Annotated in this window: 17 protein-coding genes; 6 read left to right on the top strand and 11 right to left on the bottom strand. The window is 73.4% G+C overall.

Annotated elements, in window-relative coordinates; genetic code table 11:
* Positions 1-46 precede the first annotated feature (46 nt).
* From AB0G17_RS17135 to AB0G17_RS17100, 8 genes are read right to left on the bottom strand one after another with little or no spacing between them, the layout of a single operon-like run.
* Positions 47-661, bottom strand: coding sequence for a TetR/AcrR family transcriptional regulator (locus tag AB0G17_RS17135; protein WP_361382479.1), 615 nt, complete (start codon positions 659-661; stop codon positions 47-49).
* Positions 649-1386 (bottom strand): enoyl-CoA hydratase family protein, encoded by a 738-nt coding sequence (locus tag AB0G17_RS17130; protein ID WP_361382476.1) that lies wholly within the window; start codon positions 1384-1386, stop codon positions 649-651. The genes AB0G17_RS17135 and AB0G17_RS17130 overlap by 13 nt, the downstream gene beginning before the upstream one ends.
* Positions 1383-3020, bottom strand: a complete 1638-nt coding sequence (locus tag AB0G17_RS17125; protein ID WP_361382473.1) for an AMP-binding protein — start codon at positions 3018-3020, stop codon at positions 1383-1385. The genes AB0G17_RS17130 and AB0G17_RS17125 overlap by 4 nt, the downstream gene beginning before the upstream one ends.
* A 20-nt stretch (positions 3021-3040) precedes the next feature.
* Entirely contained in the window at positions 3041-4192 is a 1152-nt protein-coding gene (locus AB0G17_RS17120; RefSeq protein ID WP_361382471.1) for an acyl-CoA dehydrogenase family protein, read from the bottom strand.
* Positions 4189-6102, bottom strand: a complete 1914-nt coding sequence (locus tag AB0G17_RS17115; protein WP_361382468.1) for a biotin carboxylase N-terminal domain-containing protein — start codon at positions 6100-6102, stop codon at positions 4189-4191. Before AB0G17_RS17115 ends, AB0G17_RS17120 begins: the two co-directional genes overlap by 4 nt.
* Positions 6103-6109: 7 nt before the next feature.
* The gene (locus AB0G17_RS17110) at positions 6110-7717 is read right to left on the bottom strand and encodes a carboxyl transferase domain-containing protein (RefSeq protein ID WP_361382465.1); all 1608 of its coding nucleotides are present in this window, start codon (positions 7715-7717) and stop codon (positions 6110-6112) included.
* Positions 7714-9552 (bottom strand): acyclic terpene utilization AtuA family protein, encoded by a 1839-nt coding sequence (locus AB0G17_RS17105; protein WP_361382462.1) that lies wholly within the window; start codon positions 9550-9552, stop codon positions 7714-7716. The genes AB0G17_RS17110 and AB0G17_RS17105 overlap by 4 nt, the downstream gene beginning before the upstream one ends.
* Complete coding sequence (locus AB0G17_RS17100; protein ID WP_361382459.1) at positions 9552-10346, bottom strand: TIGR03084 family metal-binding protein; 795 nt, start codon at positions 10344-10346, stop codon at positions 9552-9554. Before AB0G17_RS17100 ends, AB0G17_RS17105 begins: the two co-directional genes overlap by 1 nt.
* A gap of 226 nt (positions 10347-10572) precedes the next feature.
* On the opposite strand from AB0G17_RS17100, the gene AB0G17_RS17095 reads away from it, so the two are divergent.
* The 4 genes from AB0G17_RS17095 (at position 10573) to AB0G17_RS17080 (ending at position 12572) form a co-directional block, all read left to right on the top strand.
* Complete coding sequence (locus AB0G17_RS17095; protein ID WP_361382456.1) at positions 10573-10833, top strand: hypothetical protein; 261 nt, start codon at positions 10573-10575, stop codon at positions 10831-10833.
* On the top strand, positions 10805-11335 hold the full coding sequence (locus AB0G17_RS17090; RefSeq protein WP_361382453.1) for a DUF6879 family protein: 531 nt from the start codon (positions 10805-10807) through the stop codon (positions 11333-11335). The genes AB0G17_RS17095 and AB0G17_RS17090 overlap by 29 nt, the downstream gene beginning before the upstream one ends.
* 20 nt (positions 11336-11355) lie before the next feature.
* The gene (locus tag AB0G17_RS17085; protein WP_361382450.1) at positions 11356-12204 is read left to right on the top strand and encodes a helix-turn-helix transcriptional regulator; all 849 of its coding nucleotides are present in this window, start codon (positions 11356-11358) and stop codon (positions 12202-12204) included.
* A gap of 62 nt (positions 12205-12266) precedes the next feature.
* On the top strand, positions 12267-12572 hold the full coding sequence (locus AB0G17_RS17080) for a hypothetical protein (protein WP_361382447.1): 306 nt from the start codon (positions 12267-12269) through the stop codon (positions 12570-12572).
* Here AB0G17_RS17080 and AB0G17_RS17075 read toward each other — a convergent pair.
* Positions 12569-13507: an EamA family transporter gene (locus tag AB0G17_RS17075; protein ID WP_361382444.1), complete on the bottom strand. Its 939-nt coding sequence runs from the start codon at positions 13505-13507 to the stop codon at positions 12569-12571. The two genes, AB0G17_RS17080 and AB0G17_RS17075, sit on opposite strands and share 4 nt — an antisense overlap.
* Positions 13508-13655: 148 nt before the next feature.
* Positions 13656-16637, bottom strand: a complete 2982-nt coding sequence (locus AB0G17_RS17070; protein ID WP_361382866.1) for an FAD-binding and (Fe-S)-binding domain-containing protein — start codon at positions 16635-16637, stop codon at positions 13656-13658.
* A gap of 145 nt (positions 16638-16782) precedes the next feature.
* Here AB0G17_RS17070 and serC point away from each other — a divergent pair, with 145 nt between their 5' ends.
* Positions 16783-17901: a phosphoserine transaminase gene (gene serC, locus AB0G17_RS17065; RefSeq protein WP_361382441.1), complete on the top strand. Its 1119-nt coding sequence runs from the start codon at positions 16783-16785 to the stop codon at positions 17899-17901.
* Between the two features lie 52 nt (positions 17902-17953).
* On the opposite strand, the gene AB0G17_RS17060 is transcribed toward serC, so the two are convergent.
* Positions 17954-18970 (bottom strand): WD40 repeat domain-containing protein, encoded by a 1017-nt coding sequence (locus AB0G17_RS17060; RefSeq protein ID WP_361382438.1) that lies wholly within the window; start codon positions 18968-18970, stop codon positions 17954-17956.
* Positions 18971-19038: 68 nt separating this feature from the next.
* Between AB0G17_RS17060 and AB0G17_RS17055 the strand changes: the two genes are divergently transcribed.
* Positions 19039-19722: a GDSL-type esterase/lipase family protein gene (locus AB0G17_RS17055; protein WP_361382435.1), complete on the top strand. Its 684-nt coding sequence runs from the start codon at positions 19039-19041 to the stop codon at positions 19720-19722.
* The last annotated feature ends 34 nt before the right edge of the window (positions 19723-19756 follow it).

Raw genomic sequence — 19756 nt, 5'->3', positions numbered from 1 at the left:
TCGGCAGGGCGGGTACGGGGGCCGGGCACACGCCCGGCCCCCGTTCTCATGCCCGCTCCAGCGCCTCGTCCACCAGCTCCGCCCACTGCGCCACGACCCGGGCGCGCCGCGCCCCGTCGTCGGTGAGCAGGTTGGCCAGGCCCAGGCCGCGGGCCATGTCGAGGAGGCCCTGGACCGTTTCGCGTACGCCGGGGACCGACTCGTCCGCGCCCAGCAGCGCCACCGCGATGCGGTGCGACTCGCGGCCCACGCGGGCCTCCAGCTCCCGTACCCGGGCGTGCAGTTGGGGCTCGTTGGCGGCGGCCACCCACAGGTGCAGGGCGGCCCGGAACAGCGGGCCGGTGTAGAGGTCGACGAGGCTGGCGACCACGGTGTGGCGGTCGGTGGGGCCCAGGGCGCGCAGGGCCGACGAGCGCTCCTCGGCCACGTATTCGACGGCCGCCGTGAACAGGTCCTCCCGGGTGGGGAAGTGGTGCTGGGCCGCGCCGCGTGAGACGCCGGCGCGTTCCGCGACGACCGACACCGTGGAGCCCGCCCAGCCGTGTTCGGCCAGGCAGGCCACCGCGGCCTCCAGGAGGCGCTGCCGGGTGAGCCGGCTGCGGTCCTGCTTCGGCGGGTTGGGGCCCTTCGCGGAGGCAGTCGCCGAGGTCACAACACCCATGGGGGCTCCCGTCGTTCCAGGAACGCCGTCACGCCCTCCTTCGCCTCGGCGGAGGCGAACAGGGCCGCCGAACGCGCGCTCAGATCTTCCGTCCAGCGGTCGAAGGTCTCCACCACGGTAGCCGTGACCAGTGCCTTCGATGCGGCCAGGCCCTGCGGGGAGGCCCGGCGCAGCCCGTCCAGGACCGGGGCGAGGGCCGCGTCCACGTCGTCGGCCGCCTCCGTGAGCAGCCCGGCCCGTACGGCCTCGGCCGCCCCGAACCGTTCCCCGGTGAGGTAGTAGCGCCCGGCGGCGCGCGGGTCCATGCGGGGCAGCAGCGGCATGGAGATCACGGCGGGGGCGAGCCCGAGCAGGGCTTCGGTGAAGGCGTAGGTGGAGTCGGGGCCCGCCACCGCGATGTCGCAGGCCCCCAGCAGCCCGAGCCCTCCTGCCCGTACGTGCCCGGTCACCCGTGCCACGACGGGCTTGGGCAGTTCGACCACGGCCCGCAGCAGCGCCACGAAGGCCGCCGGGTCGGCCGGTGACCTGAGGTCGGCGCCCGCGCAGAACGTGGAGCCGGTGTGGGTGAGCAGCACGGCCCGTACGCCCGGGTCCCCGGCGCAGTCCGCCAGCGCCGCGCCCAGCTCGCCGACGAGCGCGGCCGACAGGGCGTTGCGGTTGGCGGGCGAGTCCAGCGTGAGGGTGGTGATGCCCCGGTCCCGCGAGCGGTGGACGACAGTGGTCATGCGGTGCCCTTCCGGCTCTCCCGGGCTTCCCTGGCTTCCCTGGCTTCCCTGGCTTCCCTACGGTCGCGCAGCTCCCGGCGGAGGATCTTGCCGGTGGCCGCGCGCGGTACCGCGCCGATGAACTCCACCCGGCGGACCTTCTTGTACGGGGCGACGCACTCGGCCACGTACGCCATGACGTCCTCGGCGGTCAGCTCCGGGGTGCCCGGCGCCCGTACGACGTAGGCGCACGGCACCTCGGTGCCGTCCTCGTCGTGGACGCCGACCACCGCCGCGTCCGCGACGGCGGGATGGGTGAGGAGGAGCGCCTCCAGCTCGGCGGGGGCGACCTGGAAGCCCTTGTACTTGATCAGTTCCTTGACCCGGTCGACGACGAAGAGCCAGCCGTCGGCGTCGACGTGGCCGATGTCGCCGGTGTGCACCCAGCCGTCGGCGTCGATCATTTCGGCGGTGGCCTCGGGGCGGCCGAGGTAGCCCTTCATGACCTGCGGGCCCCGGATGGCGATCTCGCCGGGCTCGCCCGGGGCCGCGTCGCGGCCGGGGTCGTCGAGGCAGAGCAGGCGCATCTCGGTGCCCGGCAGCAGTTTGCCGACGGTGCCGGGCGGCGGGTTTGCGGCCGACAGCGGTACGGCGTGGGTGCCGGGCGAGAGTTCGGTCATCCCGTACGCCTGGCGCACCGGCGGGAGCCCCAGCCGGGCCGAGCAGGCGGCGGCGAGCCGGGCGTCCAGCGGGGCGGCGGCGCTGACGATGTACTCCAGGCAGGAGAGGTCGTACTGCGCGACCGCCGGATGCTTGGCGAGGGCGAGCACGATCGGCGGGGCCACGTACAGCCCGGTGATGCGGTGGCGCTCGATGGTGGTGAGGAACTGGCCGAGCTCGAAGCGCGGCAGCACCACGACGGTGGCTCCGTGCCGCAGCGGGGCGTTGAGCAGCGCGGTGAGGCCGTAGATGTGGAAGAAGGGCAGGACGGCGAGGATGCGGTCGCCGGGCTTCATGGGGACGAGCGGGGCGAGCTGGGCGAGGTTGGTGGCGATCGAGCGGTGGGTGAGCATCACGCCCTTGGGGACGCCGGTGGTGCCCGAGGAGTACGGCAGGGCGGCGATGTCCTCGCCGGGGTCGATCTCCACGTCGGGCTCGGGGGCGGTGGAGGCGAACATGTCGAGGACCGAGCGGTGGCCGTCCGCCCGGTCGCAGACGAAGATCTCCGCTATGCAGCCGCTGAGTTCGGCGGCGCGGCGGGCCGTCTCCAGAAGTGGCGCGATCGTGACGATCCAGCGGGCCTTGGAGTCCGCGATCTGTTTGGCGAACTCCTCGGCCGTGGCCAGCGGATGGACGGTGGTCACCGACGCCCCGGCGCGCGTCGCCCCGTAGAACACGGCGGGGAAGAGGACCGAGTTGGGGCTGTGCAGGGCGAGGACGTCGCCCTTGCGCAGCCCGGCCTCGGCGAGCGCCGCGGCGACCCGGCGGTGACGCATGTCGAGCAGGGCGTACGAGACGGAGGTGGCGCCCGTCGGGTCCGTGCCGTCGATGAGGGCGGTGGCGGCGCCGTAGCGGGGCGCCGCGTGCCCGAGGACCGCCTGGTGGATGGGCTCGTCGACGACCGGGACGGCCGCGTACTCGCTGTGGAAGACCATGGGGGCACGTCCTAGTACGGCTAGTAGGACTTGGGAAGCCCCAGCGTCTGATGCGAGACATAGTTGAGGATCATTTCGCGGCTGACCGGCGCTATCCGGGCCACCCGCGCCGCCGTGATCAGCGCGGCGAGCCCGTACTCGCGGGTGAGGCCGTTGCCGCCGAGGGTGTGCACGGCCTGGTCGACGGCCTTGACACAGGCTTCGGCGGCCGCGTACTTGGCCATGTTGGCGGCCTCGCCCGCGCCCGTGTCGTCGCCCGCGTCGTAGAGCGCGGCGGCCTTCTGCATCATCAGCCTCGCCAGCTCCAGCTCGATGTGCGCCTGGGCGAGCGGATGGGCGATGGCCTGGTGGGCGCCGATGGGCTGCTTCCACACCTGCCGTTCGCGCGCGTACGTGAGCGCTCGCCCCAGCGCGTACCGGCCCATGCCGATCGCGAAGGCGGCGGTCATGATCCGCTCGGGGTTGAGCCCGGCGAAGAGCTGGAGCAGCCCGGCGTCCTCGTCGCCGACGAGCGACTCGGCGGGCAGCCGCACCTCGTCGAGGACCAGCTCGAACTGCTTCTCCTGGGCCTGGAGCTCCATGTCGATCTGTGTGCGCCCGAAGCCGGGGGTGTCGCGGGGGACGATGAACAGGCAGGGCTTGAGGCTGCCCGTACGGGCGTCTTCGGTGCGGCCGACGATCAGGGTGGCGTCCGCGATGTCGACGCCGGAGATGAAGACCTTGCGGCCGGTGAGGATCCAGCCGCCGGTCTCGGTGTCGCGCCGGGCGGTGGTGGTGATGCGGTGCGAGTTGGAGCCGGCGTCGGGCTCGGTGATGCCGAACGCCATGGTCCGCGAGCCGTCCGCGAGCCCCGGCAGCCAGGTGCGCTTCTGCTCCTCGGTGCCGAAGCGGGCGATGACCGTGCCGCAGATCGCGGGCGAGACCACCATCATGAGGAGAGGACAGCCCGCCGCCCCCAACTCCTCCAGGACGATGGAGAGTTCGGCCATGCCGCCGCCTCCGCCGCCGTACTCCTCGGGCAGGTTCGCCCCGAGGTAGCCGAGCTTGGCGGCCTCGGCCCACAGCGCCTCGCGGTCGTGTCCCCGGCCGTGCCGCTGCCCCAGGGCGGCGACGGCGGCCCGCAGGTCCTTGAGTTCCCGGCTCTCGATGGCGCTGCTGCGTGCTCCGGTCATGACGGCTGGTCCTCCTGTGCTTCGGGGGCGTCCTGGACGACGGCGAGCAGGGCGCCGACCTCGACCTGGCGGCCGGGGGCGGCGTGGAGTGCGGTGAGCGTGCCGGAGGCGGGGGCGGCGATGGGGTGGGTCATCTTCATCGCCTCCAGCCAGATCAGTGGCTGCCCCGCCGTGACCCGGGCCCCTTCGGCGAGCCCGTCCGCGACCTTGACGACGACGCCCGGCATGGGGGCGAGCAGGGATCCGGGGGCGACGAGTTCGCTGGGGTCGGTGAAGCGGGGGTGTGCGGTGAGGGCGTACGAGCCGGTGGCGGTGTCGACGTACACCTGGTCGCCGTAGCGGGTGACGTGGAAGTCCCGTGCGACTCCGTCGATTTCGAGGCGTACGCGACCGGGCTCGGCCGCTTCCAGGCGTACGTCCGGGAAGCCCTCGGCGAGGAGTCCGTCCCGGGTGAGGCGGTAGCGGATCTCGTGGTCGCCGTACCGTTTCGTCTGCGGCTGGGACGGCAGGTTGCGCCAGCCGCCGCCGAAGCGGGAGGCGCGGCCCGCCGCGTCGGCGAGGGCGGCGGCGAGGGCCGCGTGCGCCTCGCCCGCGCGGGGCTCGGTGAGGGCGTCGAGGTGGCGGTCGTAGAAGCCGGTGTCGACGCGGCCGGAGGTGAAGTCGGGGTGGCGCAGGGAGCGTACGAGCAGGTCGCGGTTGGTCTTCGGGCCGTGGACGCGAGCCAGCTCGAGAGCGCGGGCGAGGGTGCGGACGGCGGCGGCGCGGGTGGGGGCGTGGACGATCGCCTTGGCGAGCATGGCGTCGTAGTGGACGCCGATGGTGTCGCCGTCGCCGTATCCCCGGTCGAGGCGGATGCCGTCGGGCAGGGAGAGGTGGTGCAGGACGCCCGTCTGCGGGGTCCAGCCTCCCGCCGGGTCCTCCGCGTACAGGCGCGCCTCGACGGCGTGCCCGCTCGGCCCGGGTGGCTCGGCGGGCAGGGCGGCGCCCTCGGCGACCTGGAGCTGGAGCGCGACCAGATCGACCCCGAACACGGCTTCCGTCACCGGGTGCTCGACCTGGAGGCGGGTGTTCATCTCCAGGAAGTACGCCCGGCCGGAGGCGTCGACCAGGAACTCGACCGTGCCCGCGCCCCGGTAGGAGACGGCCCGGGCGGCGGTCACGGCGGCGGTGCGGAGCCTGGTGCGCAGGGTCTCGGGCAGGCCGGGCGCCGGGGCCTCCTCGATGACCTTCTGGTGGCGGCGCTGGAGCGAGCAGTCGCGGGTGCCGAGCGCCCAGACGGTGCCGTGCGCGTCGGCCATGATCTGCACCTCGACGTGCCGGCCGCGCTCCACGTACGGCTCGGCGAACACCTCGCCGTCCCCGAAGGCGGACCGCGCCTCGGCGGACGCGGCCTCCACCTCCTCTGACAGGGCCTTGAGTTCGCGTACGACGCGCATGCCGCGCCCGCCGCCGCCCGCCGCCGCCTTCAGCAGGAGCGGCAGGTCGGCGTCGGTGGCCTTCGCCGGGTCCACGGGGGCGAGCAGTGGGACCCCGGCCGCCGCCATCAGCTGTTTGGCGCGGGTCTTGGAGGCCATCGCCTCGATGGCGGCGGGCGGCGGGCCGATCCAGGTGAGCCCGGCGTCGAGGACCGCCCGCGCGAAGTCGGCGCTCTCGGAGAGGAACCCGTACCCGGGGTGCACGGCGTCCGCGCCCGCCGCGAGGGCCGCCTTCACGACGAGGTCCCCGCGCAGATACGTCTCGGCGGGCGTGGCCCCCGGCAGCCGCACGGCCGCGTCGGCCTCGCGGACGTGGGGCAGCGGCGCGTCCGGGTCGGAGTACACGGCGACCGTGAAGATCCCCAGGTCACGGCAGGTGCGGAAGACCCGGCAGGCTATCTCGCCCCGGTTGGCGACAAGTACGGACTGGATCATCAGCGCCTCACATCCTGAAGATGCCGAAGCCGCCGCGCGCGCCTTCGACCGGGGCCGTGTGGACGGCGGACAGACAGATGCCCAGGACCGTGCGGGTGTCGCGGGGGTCGATGATCCCGTCGTCGTACAGGCGCCCGGACAGGAACGCCGGCAGCGACTCGGCCTCGATCTGCTGCTCGACCATGGCGCGCAGCCCGGCGTCCGCGTCCTCGTCGTACGGCAGCCCCTTGGCCCGCGCGGAGGCGCGGGCGACGATCGACAGGACGCCCGCGAGCTGCTGCGGCCCCATGACGGCGGACTTGGCGCTGGGCCAGGCGAAGAGGAACCGGGGGTCGTAGGCGCGCCCGCACATGCCGTAGTGCCCGGCGCCGTAGGAGGCGCCCATGAGCACCGACAGGTGGGGCACCTTCGAGTTGCTCACCGCGTTGATCATCATCGCGCCGTGCTTGATGATGCCGCCCTGCTCGTACTCCTTGCCGACCATGTAACCGGTGGTGTTGTGGAGGAAGAGGAGCGGGATGTCGCGCTGGTTGGCGAGCTGGATGAACTGGGCGGCCTTCTGCGACTCGGCGCTGAACAGCACGCCCTGGGCGTTGGCGAGGACGCCGACGGGGTAGCCGTGCAGCCGCGCCCAGCCGGTGACCAGGCTCGGCCCGTAGAGCGGCTTGAACTCGTCGAAGTCGGAGGCGTCGACGATCCGGGCGATCACCTCGCGCGGGTCGAAGGGCGTCTTCAGGTCGCCCGGCACGATACCGAGCAGCTCGTCCTCGTCGTACTTGGGCGGCTCGTACGGGACGGACGGGCCCGGATCCGGGTGCGCCTTGCGGTGGTTGAGGCGGGCGACGATGCGCCGGGCCTGGCGCAGGGCGTCCCGCTCGTCCACGGCGTAGTGGTCGGCGAGGCCCGAGGTGCGGGCGTGCATCTCGGCGCCGCCGAGCGACTCGTCGTCGCTCTCCTCGCCGGTGGCCATCTTGACCAGCGGCGGCCCGCCGAGGAAGACCTTCGACCGCTCCTTGATCATGACGGTGTGGTCGGACATCCCGGGCACGTACGCGCCGCCGGCGGTCGAGTTGCCGAAGACCACCGCGATGGTGGGGATCCCGGCGGCGGAGAGCCGGGTGATGTCGCGGAACAGCGCCCCGCCCGGGATGAAGATCTCCTTCTGGGAGGGCAGATCGGCGCCGCCGGACTCGACGAGGCTGATGCAGGGCAGCCGGTTGGCGTACGCGATCTCGTTGGCCCGCAGCGCCTTCTTCAGCGTCCACGGGTTGGAGGCTCCGCCCCGCACGGTCGGGTCGTTGGCGGTGATCAGGCACTCCACCCCCTCGACGACCCCGATCCCGGTGATCATCGAGGCGCCGACGGGGTAGTCACTCCCCCAGGCGGCGAGCGGCGACAGCTCCAGGAACGGGGTGTCGGGGTCGACGAGCAGCTCGATGCGCTCGCGGGCGAGCAGCTTGCCGCGCCCCCGGTGCCGTTCGGTGTACTTGGGGCCGCCTCCGGCGAGCGCCTTGGCGTGCTCGGCGTCCAGCTCGGCCAGCTTGGCGAGCATGGCGTCGCGGTGGGCGGCGTACTCGGGACCGCCGGTGTCGAGGGCGGTGGGCAGAACGGTCACGGCCGGGCCTCCGGGTTCTGCGGGTTCTGCGGGTTCTCCGGGTTCTCCGGGTTCTCCGGGTTCTCCGGGTTCTCCGGGTTCTCCGGGTTCTCCGGGTTCTCCGGGTTCTCCGGGTTCTCCGGGTTCATGAGTGCCTCCAGGTCCATCAGCGCCTCCGGGATGTCCAGGTGGCGCGAGCGCAGCCATTCGCCGAGCGCCTTGGCCTGGGGGTCGAAGCGGGCCTGAGAGGCGACGCCCTCGCCGAGGAGGCCGTGGACGGTGAAGTTGAGGGCGCGGAGGTTGGGCAGCTGATGTCGGACGACTTTCAGCTGACGACTTTCAGGTATCAACTCCTGAAATCGCTCAACTGTCAGCGCATGAACCAACCATCGCCAGGCGTCATCGGACCTCACCCACACACCGACGTTGGCGTCCCCGCCCTTGTCCCCGCTACGGGCCCCCGCGACGAGCCCGAGGGGAGCGCGCCGGGTGGGGCCGTGGGGCAGCGGCGCGGGCTGCGTGGGCTCGACGACGGGCTCCAGTGCCCGTGTCCGTACGGAATGGGGCAGCACCTCCCGTACGCCATCGGGCAGAACGGCGATGTGCGTGACCTCGTCCGCCGGGATGTACTCCGCCTCGAACACCCCGTACGGCGCGCCCTTTCCGGGCGGGGCCGTGACGTGGAAGCCCGGGTAGCTGCCGAGGGCCAGTTCGATGGCGGCGCCGCTGACGGTACGGCCGACGGCGTCCGGGTCGGGGTCGCGGACGACGAGGCGCAGGAGCGCGCTCGCGGTCTCCTCGGTGGAGGCGTCGGGGTGATCGGTGCGCGCGAGCTCCCAACAGATCTCGGCGGGCCGGGACTTGGCCCTGTGGAACACGTCCTCGATCTGCGCCCGGACGAGGTCGGCCTTGGCCTCGATGTCCAGCCCGGTGAGGACGAAGACGACCTCGTTGCGCCACCCGCCGATGCGGCACAGGCCCACCTTGAGAGTGGGCGGCGGCGCCTCCCCGCGCACGCCGCTGATCCGCACCCGGTCGGGCCCGTCCTGTGCGAGCCGTACGGTGTCGAGCCGGGCGGTGACGTCGGGCCCGGCGTACCGGGCGCCCCCGGTCTCGTAGAGGAGCTGTGCGGTGACGGTGCCGAGGTCGACGGTGCCGCCGGTACCGGGGTGCTTGGTGATGACGCTGGTGCCGTCGGCGTGGATCTCGGCGAGGGGAAAGCCGGGGCGGCGGAGGTCATGGTGGTGGAAGAAGGCGTAGTTGCCGCCAGTGGCCTGGGTCCCGCACTCCAGGACGTGCCCGGCGACGACGGCCCCGGCGAGCGCGTCGTACTCCTCGGGCCCCCACCCGTGCCACCAGGCGGCCGGGCCGGTGACGAGGGCGGCATCCGTCACCCTCCCGGTGACGACGACATCGGCCCCGGCCGCGAGGCAGGCGGTGATGCCAGTGCCGCCGAGGTAGGCGTGGGCGGTGAGGCCGCCAGGGCGGGGAGGGAGGGCGTCGCCCTCGACGTGGGCGACGCGCACGGGGAGGCCGAGCCTGGCGGCCAACTCCCGTATCTCGTCCGCGAGTCCGGCGGGATTGAGCCCGCCCGCATTGGTGACGATCCGCACCCCGCGTTCGTGGGCGGTCCCGAGGCACTCCTCCAGCTGGCGCAGGAACGTCTTGGCGTAGCCGAGGCGGGCGTCCTTGAGGCGGTCGCGGCCGAGGATGAGCAGGGTGAGCTCGGCGAGGTAGTCCCCGGTGAGCACGTCGAGCGGCCCGCCGGTGAGCATCTCGCGCAGGGCGTCGAAGCGGTCGCCGTAGAAGCCGGAGGCGTTGGCGATGCGCAGGGGCCGGGGGCTGGGGTCGGGCATCAGGCCCCCTTGGGCGCGCGCCCGGGGCCCGCCGGGCCCGCGAAGGCCTGGGCGATGTCGAGCCAGCGGTCGGCGTCGGCGCCCTCGGCGCGTACGGCAGTGTCGGAGCGGTGGACGCGCTGGGTGACCAGGAGACAGAAGTCGAGGGCGGGGCCGGTGACGCGCTGGGGCGCGTCCTCGGGCCCGTACGTCCACAGCCCCTGTCCGTCCGGGGCGGCAAGCTCGACCCGGAACGCCTCACCGGGCGCGGCGAGACCCCGTACCGCGAAGGCGAAGTCCCGGGCCCGCACCCCGATCCGGGCCACGTGGCGCAGGCGGTCCGTGGGCTCGCGGGTGCGGCCGAGCGCGTCCCAGACGTCCTGGCCGTGCGCCCAGGTCTCCATCAGCCGGCCGGTGGCCATGGAGGCGGTGGACATGGGCGGGCCGTACCAGGGGAAGCGGGCCCCGGCGGGCGCCGCCTCCAGGGCCTCGCGCAGTCGTGCCCGGCCGTGCCGCCAGCGGCCGAGGAGCTCGTCGGGGGCGAGCCGGGCGCCCGCGTCGGCACCCTCGTCGACGAAGGTGTCCGGGGCGGCGGCGGCCTTCTCGACCTCCGCCGCGAACGCGTCCGCGTCGGTGACGGCGAGCAGCGCGGCCCCGTCGGTCCAGGCCAGGTGCGCGATCTGATGGGCGATGGTCCACCCGGGGGCGGCGGTCGCCGTCCGCCACGCGTCCGGGTCCAACTTCGCGACGAGCCGGTCGAGTTCGTCCCCCTCGGCGCGCAGGTCGTCGAGCACGGCGGCGGTCGGATCGGACACGGGGCGCTCCCCCTCGGTCGGGTCGGGACACGGCGGTGTGTCCCGGAGCATGGCAGCGCCCCGTAAAACAAGCAAGCGTGCTTGCATTGTTTTTTGCCCAGGGGGCGCAGGGGGGGCGTGGGGTGGTGACCTCAGGTGCTGGAGTGCGCCGTTGACGGTGTGGGACGGGCGGCGGGATGGTCGTGTGTGCAAGTCGGTGTAACCCTCGTCGGCTCGGGAGGCTGACATGGCGCTACGGTTCATCGGGATCGATCCGGAGACCGGACGGGAGGGGTCTCCCACCATTTGGGTGGACGAGAGTCAACGGGAGCTCGTGCTCCAGGGATTCAAGCCGGATGCGGAACTCGAAGCGGAGTGCGCGGCGTTCGAGGCGCCCGGGCACGCACGCGGCATCCCGCCGCACGAGTCAGTGGTCCGGATGCCTTTCCGCATGGTGCCGATGCTGAAGGAGGCATGCGATGTCGCAGAGCGAACCGGGCTTCTTTGAGCTGGTGGAGACGGCCGAGTTCCAGGCCGTGCACCTCGAAATGCGGGACGTGTACGGGGTCGGCACCGAGGCCGAGGACTTCGCGTCCTGGAAGCGGACGGGCGTGTGCGACACGGACCCGGCGTCGGAGCGATGGGCGCCGTGGGTCGATCTGGTGCGCAGGACCATCGGGCGGGGCGTCGCCATGCGGCGCGCTCGCATCGTCTCGGAGCCGGTGACGGACTACATCAAGTACGAGCACACCATCACCGAGGTCAACGTCCACGCCGGCGAGCAGGTCCGCTGGCTGCCCCGCCGCCTGGCCTCCGACCTCGCCCTACCAGGGAACGACCTCTGGTTGTTCGACCGGAAGACGGTCCTCTTCAACCACTTCACCGGCGACGGCGAATGGGCCGACCCCAAGTGGGAGGTCCGGACCGAGCCCGAGGTCGTCCGCCTGGTCTCCACGGCCTTCGAGGCGGTGTGGGAACGGGCGTTCCCGCACGAGAAGTACGCGGTCTGAGCCGCCACGCCGAGAGCCACATGTCCGCCTCGCCCTCGTCCGGAGCCCAGGCCGCCCGCGAAGTGATCGCCGGGCGGCTGCGGGACCTGCGCGTCGAAGCGGAACTGACCGGTCACGAACTGGCCGTTCGCTGCGGCTGGAGCCCCGCGAAGTCATCACGCATCGAGCACGCCCGTACGCCCCCGTCCGACGCCGACATCCGGGCGTGGTGCGCGGCCTGCGGGGCCGATGAGCAGGCCGCGGATCTCGTGGCGGCGAACCGTCACGCCGACCAGATGTACGTGCACTGGAAGAAGCTCCACCGGCACGGGATGCGGCGGGCGCAGGAGGAGGTCGTCCCGCTCTACGAACGCACCCGGCTGTTCCGCGTGTACTGCTCGAACGTCATCCCCGGCATGCTCCAGACCGAGGCGTACGCCACCGCGCTGCTGTCGACGATCGCCGCCTTCCAGAACACGCCGGACGACTCATCCGAGGCTGCGGCCTCGCGGATCGCGCGCTCGCACGTCGTCCACGAGGGCGACCACCGTTTCGCGCTGCTCCTGGAGGAGACGGTCCTGCGCTACCGCATCGGCAGCGCCGACACGATGGCCGGACAACTCGGCTATCTCCTGGCGGTCATGGCGCTGCCGAACGTCAGCATCGGCATCATCCCGTTCACCGCGCAGCGCCAGGTGTGGCCCCTGGAGGCCTTCTACCTCTTCGACGGCCACCGGGCGAGCGTGGAACTGCTGACCGCCGCGGTCACGGTGTCCGCGCCGAGCGAGATCGCCGTGTACGCGAAGGCGTTCGCCGGGCTGTCGAAGATCGCCGTGTACGGCACAGCCGCCCGGGCCCGTATCGCGGAGGCGATCAGCTCTCTCGGGTGATCGTGGTGCAAGGCTATGCAAGACCGTGGCCCGGGGGGCCGATCCGGCCCAACCATGACCCCATGCCCACAAAAAAGCAGACCCCCCAACCATCCCCCCGAGGCTGGCGCATCGACCCCATCCCCAGTCGCCCCGCCTACCGCGACAGCGAGGGGAACATCCGCGTCCCGATGTGGCTGGCCCGGGACGGGAGGCATGTGGCCGACACCGAGATGGTGCTGCTGCCCTCAGAGGCCGAGCTGCTCGCTGAGCGGCTCGCCGACGCCCTCGGCGGGGTCCGGGCCAAGACCCGGGAGCTGTTCGACGGGCGGGCCGGGGTGACTCACATCGGCCCGCCCGTATGGAACTGCGGACCCCCCTGGCGCTAACGCACCTGCGACCGCACAGCCCCCATGCTCGCCCCGATGACCAGGGCGATCGCCAGCGCGTCCGTGCCGGACAGGGCCTGGTGCAGGACCAGGAAGCCCGCCGTCGCCGCGATGGCCGGTTCCAGGCTCATCAGGATCGCGAAGGTGGGCGCGGGGAGGCGGCGCAGGGCGAGGAGTTCGAGGGTGTACGGGAGTACGGAGGAGAGGATCGCGACCGCCGCGCCCAGGCCGATCGTCGACGGCACCAGGAGCTGCGAGCCCGACTGGATCGCGCCCAGCGGGAGCGAGAGGACCGCCGCCACCGCCATCGCCAGCGCCAGCCCGTCCGCCTGCGGGAAGCGTCGGCCCGTACGGGCGCTGAACAGGATGTACACCGCCCAGCACGCCCCCGCCCCGACCGCGTACGCCGCCCCGGCGACGTCCAGCGATCCGAATCCCGCGCCGCCGCTCAGCAGCGCCACCCCCGCCAGCGCCAGGCCCGCCCAGACCACGTTCACCAGGCGGCGGGACGCCAGCACCGACAGGGCCAGCGGGCCGAGCACCTCCAGGGTGACCGCCGTGCCGAGCGGGATGCGGTCGACGGCCTGGTAGAACAGGCCGTTCATTCCGGCCATCGCGACGCCGAAGGCGACCACCGTGCCCCAGTCGGCGCGCCGGTAGCCGCGTACCTTCGGGCGGCACAGGATCAGCAGCACCAGCGCGGCCGCCAGCAGGCGCAGGGTCACTACGCCCGCCGCGCCCGCCCTCGGCATCAGCATGACCGCGACGGCCGAACCGAACTGCACCGATATGCCGCTCGCGACCACCAGCGCGACCGGCGCGAGCGCCGTCCGGCGGCTCCGGGCCCCGCCGAGCCCGCCCGCCGCCTCCGGGGTGGCGACGGTCGCCGCCGCAGTGGCGGTCGTCGGCTCTGCGGCGGCGTGCGGAGTGGTCACCGGGGTTCCCCTAGTTCATTGCATTGGACTGTATAGACAAAATATTGCACCACCGAGCCCGCTCGGTCCAGCACTTTTCTCGCGCTGGCGGAATGGTGCCTTCCGGTTGGCTCCATCCAATGTAAGCGGCGCCGAGCCCTGCTGCCTGCTACCCCTCGTCCGGAAGCCCCTCCCGAGGCCCCTCCCCAGGCCCCTCCGCAAGCCCCTCCGCGAGGACCTCCGCCAGGTGCCGGGCCCGGCGGCCCGCCAGCTGCTCCAGCTGCGTACGGCACGAGAACCCGTCCGCCAGCACCTCCGCCCCGGGCGCCGCCGCCCGTACCGCCGGCAACAGTTCGTCCTCCGCGCAGGCCACCGACACCTCCCAGTGACCCCGCTCGAAGCCGAAGTTCCCCGCCAGACCGCAGCAGCCGCCGCTCAGCGCCCCCGTCAGCCCGGCCCGCTCGCGCAGCCGGCGCTCGGCCGCGTCCCCGAGCACCGCGTGCTGGTGGCAGTGGTTCTGCCCGACGACCGCCCGTCCCACGTACGGCGGGGTCCACTCCGGCGCGCACTCCTCCACCACCTGCGCGAACGTACGCACCGACGCCGCGAGCCGCCCCGCCCTCGGGTCGTCCGGCAACAGCTCCGGCAGGTCCGTCCGCAGCGCCGCCGCGCAGCTCGGCTCCAGGACCACGACCGGCAGACCCCGGTCGAGCAGCGGCTCCACCGCGTCCAGCGTGCGGCGCAGGACCGCGCGGGCGCGGGTGAGCTGGCCGGTCGAGACATAGGTGAGGCCGCAGCAGACCCGGCCCCGGGGCACCACCACCCCCACCCCGGCCGCCTCCAGGACCCGTACCGCCGCCCGGCCCACCTCCGGGGAGAGGTGGTTGGTGAAGGTGTCCGGCCACAGGACGGCGTCGATCGACGCGGCCGACGCGCCCGGTGCGCCCGGTGCGGCCGACGCGGCCGGTGCGGCCGATGCGGCCGATGCGGCCGATGCGGCCGACGCGGCCGACGCGGCCGACGCGCGCCCCCGCAGCCACCCCCGCAACGTCTCCCCCGCCAGCACCGGCAGTGCCCGCTCCGGCGCGATCCCCGCCAGCCGCCTGACCAGAGCCGCCAGCGGCCGCACCCGGGCCAGCGCGTTCAGCCCGCGCGCCCACGGGGCCGCCAGGCGCAGCCAGCGCGGCAGCCACCCCATCGCGTAGTGGGACGCGGGCCGCAGCCGCCCCCGGTAGTGGTGGTGCAGGAACTCCGCCTTGTACGTGGCCATGTCCACCCCGACCGGGCAGTCGCTGCGGCAGCCCTTGCAGGACAGGCACAGATCGAGCGCGTCGCGCACCTCCGGCGAGCGCCAGCCGCCGGTGACGACCTCGCCCGCCAGCATCTCGTGCAGCAGCCGCGCCCGGCCCCGCGTCGAGTGCGCCTCCTCGCCGGTGGCCCGGAAGGACGGGCACATCACGCCACCGCCCGAACTCGCCTCTGCGGTACGGCACTTGGCCACCCCCACACACCGCCGCACCGCCCCCGCGAAGTCCCCGCCGTCCTGCGGATAGCCGAACTCCACCTCCACCGGCCGCCTCGGCAGCACCTCGAAGCGCAGGTTCTCGTCCAGCCGGGCCGGGCGGGCCAGGATCCCCGGGTTGAGCAGCCCCGCCGGGTCCCACACGTCCTTGAACCGGCCGAAGAGCGCGACCAGTTCGTCCCCGTACATCGTCGGCAGCAGCTCCGCCCGCGCCTGGCCGTCGCCGTGCTCGCCGGAGAGCGAACCGCCGTGCGCGGCCACCAGCACGGCCAGCTCCCGCGAGAACCGGCGGAAGCGCGCCACGCCCGCCGCGCTCAGCAGGTCGAAGTCGATGCGCACATGGACGCAGCCGTCGCCGAAGTGCCCGTACGGCGTGCCGCGCAGGCCGTGTGCGCCCAACAGGGCCCGGAAGTCCCGCAGATACGCGCCGAGCCGCGCGGGCGGCACCGCGCAGTCCTCCCACCCGGGCCACGCCTCGCTGCCGTCCGGCATCCGGGTCGCCGTCCCGGCCGCGTCCTCGCGCACCCGCCACAGGGTTCGCTGCCCGGCCGGATCGGTGACCACGGCCGCGTCCAGCGCGCCGGCCGCGCGCACCACCTCCCGGGCCCGCGCCAGCGCCTCGGCCGGTCCGGAGCCGCCGGTTTCCACGAAGAGCCAGGCCCCGCCGCGTGGCAGCCCGGTGTGCCCGCGCACCAGGTCCGCCGCCATGCCCTCGACGGTGAGCGGCCCGTACCCGAGGAGCCCGGGCGCGGCCTCGGCCGCCGCGCTCTCGTCCGGGTAGCCGAGCACCGCCAGTGCCCGCGCCCCGGGCGTCTCCACCAGCCGTACGGTCGCCTCGGTCAGGATCCCCAGCGTGCCCTCGCTGCCGCAGAACGCGCGCGCCAGATCCGTCCCGCGCTCCGGCAGCAGCGCGTCCATGGCGTACCCGGAGATCCGGCGCGGCAGATCCTGCGGATAGCCGGTGCGCAGGGCGGCGAGGTGGCGCTCGGTGAAGGCGCGCAGGCCCGCCGGGGCGCCGCTCCAGCCCCGGCCGAGGCGGAGCGGTTCGCCGCCGCCGCTCACCACCGCCAGTTCGTGGACGTTGTCGGCGGTCGTCCCGTACGCCACCGAGTGCGCTCCGCACGCGTTGTTGCCGATCATCCCGCCGAGGGTGCAGCGGCTGTGGGTGGACGGGTCGGGGCCGAACGTCAGCCCGTACGGGCGGACCGCCTCGCGCAGCACGTCGAGGACGAGGCCCGGCTGGACCACGGCCGTGCGAGCCTCCACGTCGACGGAGAGCAGGGACCGCATGTGCCGGGTGAAGTCCAGGACGACGCCGGTGCCGGTGGCCTGGCCCGCGATCGAGGTCCCGCCGCCGCGCGGCACCACCGGCACGCCGTGCTCCCGGCAGACGGCGAGCGCCGCCGCCACGTCCTCGGCGTCGCGTGGCGCGACCACACCGCGCGGCACCCGCCGGTAGTTGGACGCGTCCATGGTCATCAGCGCCCGCGCGCCCGCCGAGAAGTCGACCGCCCCGCGCACGGCCGCGCGCAGGTCCCGCGCCAACGCGTCCGTCGCCCTGGCCGCGTCCGCCGCCCCCGCCGCTTCTGCTGCTGCCCTCGCCACGCCCGTGCGCCCCCTGTCGTCCATGGCTCGTTCGGCTCCCATGGCTCGTTCGGCTCCCATGGCTCCCAGCCTGCCCTGCGGGGGCCGCCGGGGCCGGGCGGTCCGGCGCGCGCGTCTCGGGAGGTGGACCGGGACCTCGGACTCCCCGGCGGGCCGATACCCTGCGCTCGTGGCTGAGATCCAGATTCCCGCTGACATGAAGCCCGCCGACGGCCGTTTCGGCGCGGGCCCCTCCAAGGTGCGTACGGAGGCGCTGGACGCCCTGGCCGCCACCGGCGCCTCGCTCCTCGGTACCTCCCACCGCCAGGCCCCGGTCAAGAACCTGGTCGGCGAGGTCCGCCAGGGCGTACGCGACCTGTTCTCGCTGCCCGAGGGGTACGAGGTGATCCTGGGCAACGGCGGCTCGACCGCGTTCTGGGACGTCGCGACGCACGGGCTGATCGAGAACAAGTCGCAGCACCTGAACTTCGGCGAGTTCTCGTCCAAGTTCGCCAAGGCCGCCAAGCTCGCGCCGTGGCTGGCCGAGCCGTCGGTGATCTCTTCCGAGCCCGGCACGCACCCGGAGCCGGCCGCCGAGGCGGGCGTCGACGTCTACGCCTTCACCCACAACGAGACCTCCACCGGTGTCGCGGCCCCCGTCAAGCGGGTCGCGGGCGCCGACGAGGGCGCGCTCGTCCTGGTCGACGCGACCTCGGGCGCGGGTGGCCTCCCGGTCGACATCACCGAGAGCGACGTCTACTACTTCGCCCCGCAGAAGTCCTTCGCCTCCGACGGCGGCCTGTGGATCGCGGCGTTCTCCCCGGCCGCCCTGGAGCGCGCGGCGCGCGTCCACGCGTCCGGCCGCCACATCCCGGAGTTCTTCAGCCTCCCGACGGCGATCGACAACTCCCTCAAGAACCAGACGTACAACACCCCCGCGCTCGCCACGCTCTTCCTGCTGAACGAGCAGCTGAAGTGGATCAACGGCCAGGGCGGCCTGGAGTGGTCGACGGGCCGCACCAAGGACTCCTCGACCCGCCTCTACACCTGGGCGGAGGAGTCCAAGCACGCGGCGCCGTTCGTCACCGACCCGGCGAAGCGCTCGCAGGTCATCGGCACGATCGACTTCGCGGACGACATCGACGCGGCCGCGATCGCCAAGGTGCTGCGCGCCAACGGGATCGTCGACACCGAGCCGTACCGCAAGCTGGGCCGCAACCAGCTGCGCGTCGCGATGTTCCCGGCCATCGACCCGTCGGACGTCGAGGCCCTGACGGCCTGCATCGACTACGTGATCGAGCAGCTCTGACGGAGGGCGGCGGCCCCGACCGGGGCCGCCGCACCCGTCCGCCCGGCGGGCCTCACCCCCGCCGGAACTTCCGCTTCAGCCCCACCCAGGCCGCGCCCGCGCCCACGATGACGATCGCCCCGTACACGAGGTTGCGGTTGTCGCCACCGGAGCCGGAGCCGCCGCTGCCGGAGCCGGAGCCGCCGTTCGAGGGCGAACTCCCCTTCCCCGAAGGGGAGTTCCCGCCGTCCGACGCGACCGGCACCCGCACCACATCGCTCTGCGCCCCCTCGGTCCCGAAGAGCAGCGCCTTCCCGTCCGGCGTGTACGTGACGGACTCCGCCTGGCGCATCAGCGGCGCGTCCACGCCGTGCCGCGCACCGAGCTTCCCGTCCTTCCAGTCGTACTCGGCGGCCCAGAGGTAGCCGCGCAGCGCCAGCTTGCCGCCGTCCGGGGAGAAGGCGCCGTCGGTGACCCACGGCACGTCGCCGATCCGCCGGAACACGTTGGTCCCGGCCGTGGAGAGCCGCTCGGGGCCCTCGTACAGCCCGCCGCCGCCTTCCTTCTTGGAGGCGATGTAGAGGCGGCCGGTCTTCGGGTGGACCATCAGCGCCTCGGCGTTGCGCGGACCGTCGGCGTACTTCACGACGTACTGGGTCGCCTTGACCGTCGCGTCCTTCAGCTGGGCGGGCTCGCGGAACTTGTAGATCCAGACGTTCTTCCAGGTCCCGCCCAGATTGTCCCCGATGTCCCCCACGTACACGTTCCCGTCCGACCCGACCGAGATCGCCTCGACGTCGCGCGGGCGCCCGACGCCGGTCATGGTGATGGTGGCGACGGTCTGCCCGGTCTTCGAGTCGACGGCGTAGACGTACGGCCCGTCGTCGCTGTCGTTGTGCGTCCAGTAGATCCCCGGGTGGGCCCGGCTGGCGGCGAGGCCGCTGGACTCCTTGATCCGGGGGTCCTTGATGGTGAAGCCGCCGTCACCGCCGTCGGCGGCGGCCGGTCCGGCGGCCCCCAGCAGGACGAGCCCGGCGGCCGTCGAGACGGCCGTGGCGAGGGACAGAAGCGAACGCATCGGGAAACGCATGGCACCAAGTGTCCATCGTCACGTGGCAGCCCGTCGAAGCCGCCCAGGTGATCCGCCATCATGGCCCCATGCGTTTCATGTTCGTCGGCGACTCCATGACCATCGGACGCGCCGGCGACATCACCTGGCGCTACCGCATGTGGCAGCACCTCACCGCGTCCCTCGACGGCCCCTTCGAGATCGTCGGCCCGCGCACCGAGCTGTACGACACGGACGCCGGGGCGCCGTTGTCGTACGCGTACGGGGCCCCGGACTTCCCGGCCCCGGCCCGCCGCCACCTCTCCGGCTGGGGCGAGGGCTGGCTGCACATGGCCCCGCTGATCGGGGACGCGGTGACGGAATCGGCCGCCGACGTACTGCTGGTCTCCCTCGGCCTGATAGACCTCGGCTTCTACACGGACAGCGCCCAGACGAGCGCGAACGCCCGCACCTTCGTGACCGAGGCCCGGAAGGCGAACCCCGCCATCCGCATGGTCCTGCTCCCGGTCATCCCGAACATCCGGGCCGAGTCGGACGCCCCCTTCGCCGCCGAGGTGGCCCGCTTCAACGAACTCCTGGCGAAGGCGATCGCCGACCTGGACCACCCCTCGTCCCCCCTGCTCCTCGCCTCCCACCCGCCGACGTACGACATCCACCAGGACACGTACGACGGCACGCACCCGTCGGCCTCGGGCGAACACAAACTGGCGGCGGCGTTCGCGGACGCGATGCACCAGGGGTGGGGGCTGGGCGGGGCTTACGGGGGCCGCTGACGCCGGGCGACACCGGGGCGCACGGCCCGTGGAG

Source organism: Streptomyces sp. NPDC023838, from assembly GCF_040639555.1.
Taxonomy (GTDB): domain Bacteria; phylum Actinomycetota; class Actinomycetes; order Streptomycetales; family Streptomycetaceae; genus Streptomyces.
Note: the sequence above shows the minus strand (reverse complement) of the source record. Positions and strands in the feature narration are given on the sequence as shown.

Bases quoted from the DNA above. Each gene is read 5' to 3' on its own strand.
- AB0G17_RS17085 (WP_361382450.1), top strand. From the start codon at position 11,356: ATGTCCGCCTCGCCCTCGTCCGGAGCCCAGGCCGCCCGCGAAGTGATC.
- AB0G17_RS17095 (WP_361382456.1), top strand. From the start codon at position 10,573: ATGGCGCTACGGTTCATCGGGATCGATCCGGAGACCGGACGGGAGGGG.
- AB0G17_RS17070 (WP_361382866.1), bottom strand. From the start codon at position 16,637: ATGGACGACAGGGGGCGCACGGGCGTGGCGAGGGCAGCAGCAGAAGCG.
- AB0G17_RS17055 (WP_361382435.1), top strand. From the start codon at position 19,039: ATGCGTTTCATGTTCGTCGGCGACTCCATGACCATCGGACGCGCCGGC.
- AB0G17_RS17120 (WP_361382471.1), bottom strand. From the start codon at position 4,192: ATGACCGGAGCACGCAGCAGCGCCATCGAGAGCCGGGAACTCAAGGAC.
- AB0G17_RS17080 (WP_361382447.1), top strand. From the start codon at position 12,267: ATGCCCACAAAAAAGCAGACCCCCCAACCATCCCCCCGAGGCTGGCGC.
- AB0G17_RS17125 (WP_361382473.1), bottom strand. From the start codon at position 3,020: ATGGTCTTCCACAGCGAGTACGCGGCCGTCCCGGTCGTCGACGAGCCC.
- AB0G17_RS17090 (WP_361382453.1), top strand. From the start codon at position 10,805: ATGTCGCAGAGCGAACCGGGCTTCTTTGAGCTGGTGGAGACGGCCGAG.
- AB0G17_RS17130 (WP_361382476.1), bottom strand. From the start codon at position 1,386: ATGACCACTGTCGTCCACCGCTCGCGGGACCGGGGCATCACCACCCTC.
- AB0G17_RS17060 (WP_361382438.1), bottom strand. From the start codon at position 18,970: ATGCGTTTCCCGATGCGTTCGCTTCTGTCCCTCGCCACGGCCGTCTCG.
- AB0G17_RS17135 (WP_361382479.1), bottom strand. From the start codon at position 661: ATGGGTGTTGTGACCTCGGCGACTGCCTCCGCGAAGGGCCCCAACCCG.
- AB0G17_RS17115 (WP_361382468.1), bottom strand. From the start codon at position 6,102: ATGATCCAGTCCGTACTTGTCGCCAACCGGGGCGAGATAGCCTGCCGG.
- AB0G17_RS17105 (WP_361382462.1), bottom strand. From the start codon at position 9,552: ATGCCCGACCCCAGCCCCCGGCCCCTGCGCATCGCCAACGCCTCCGGC.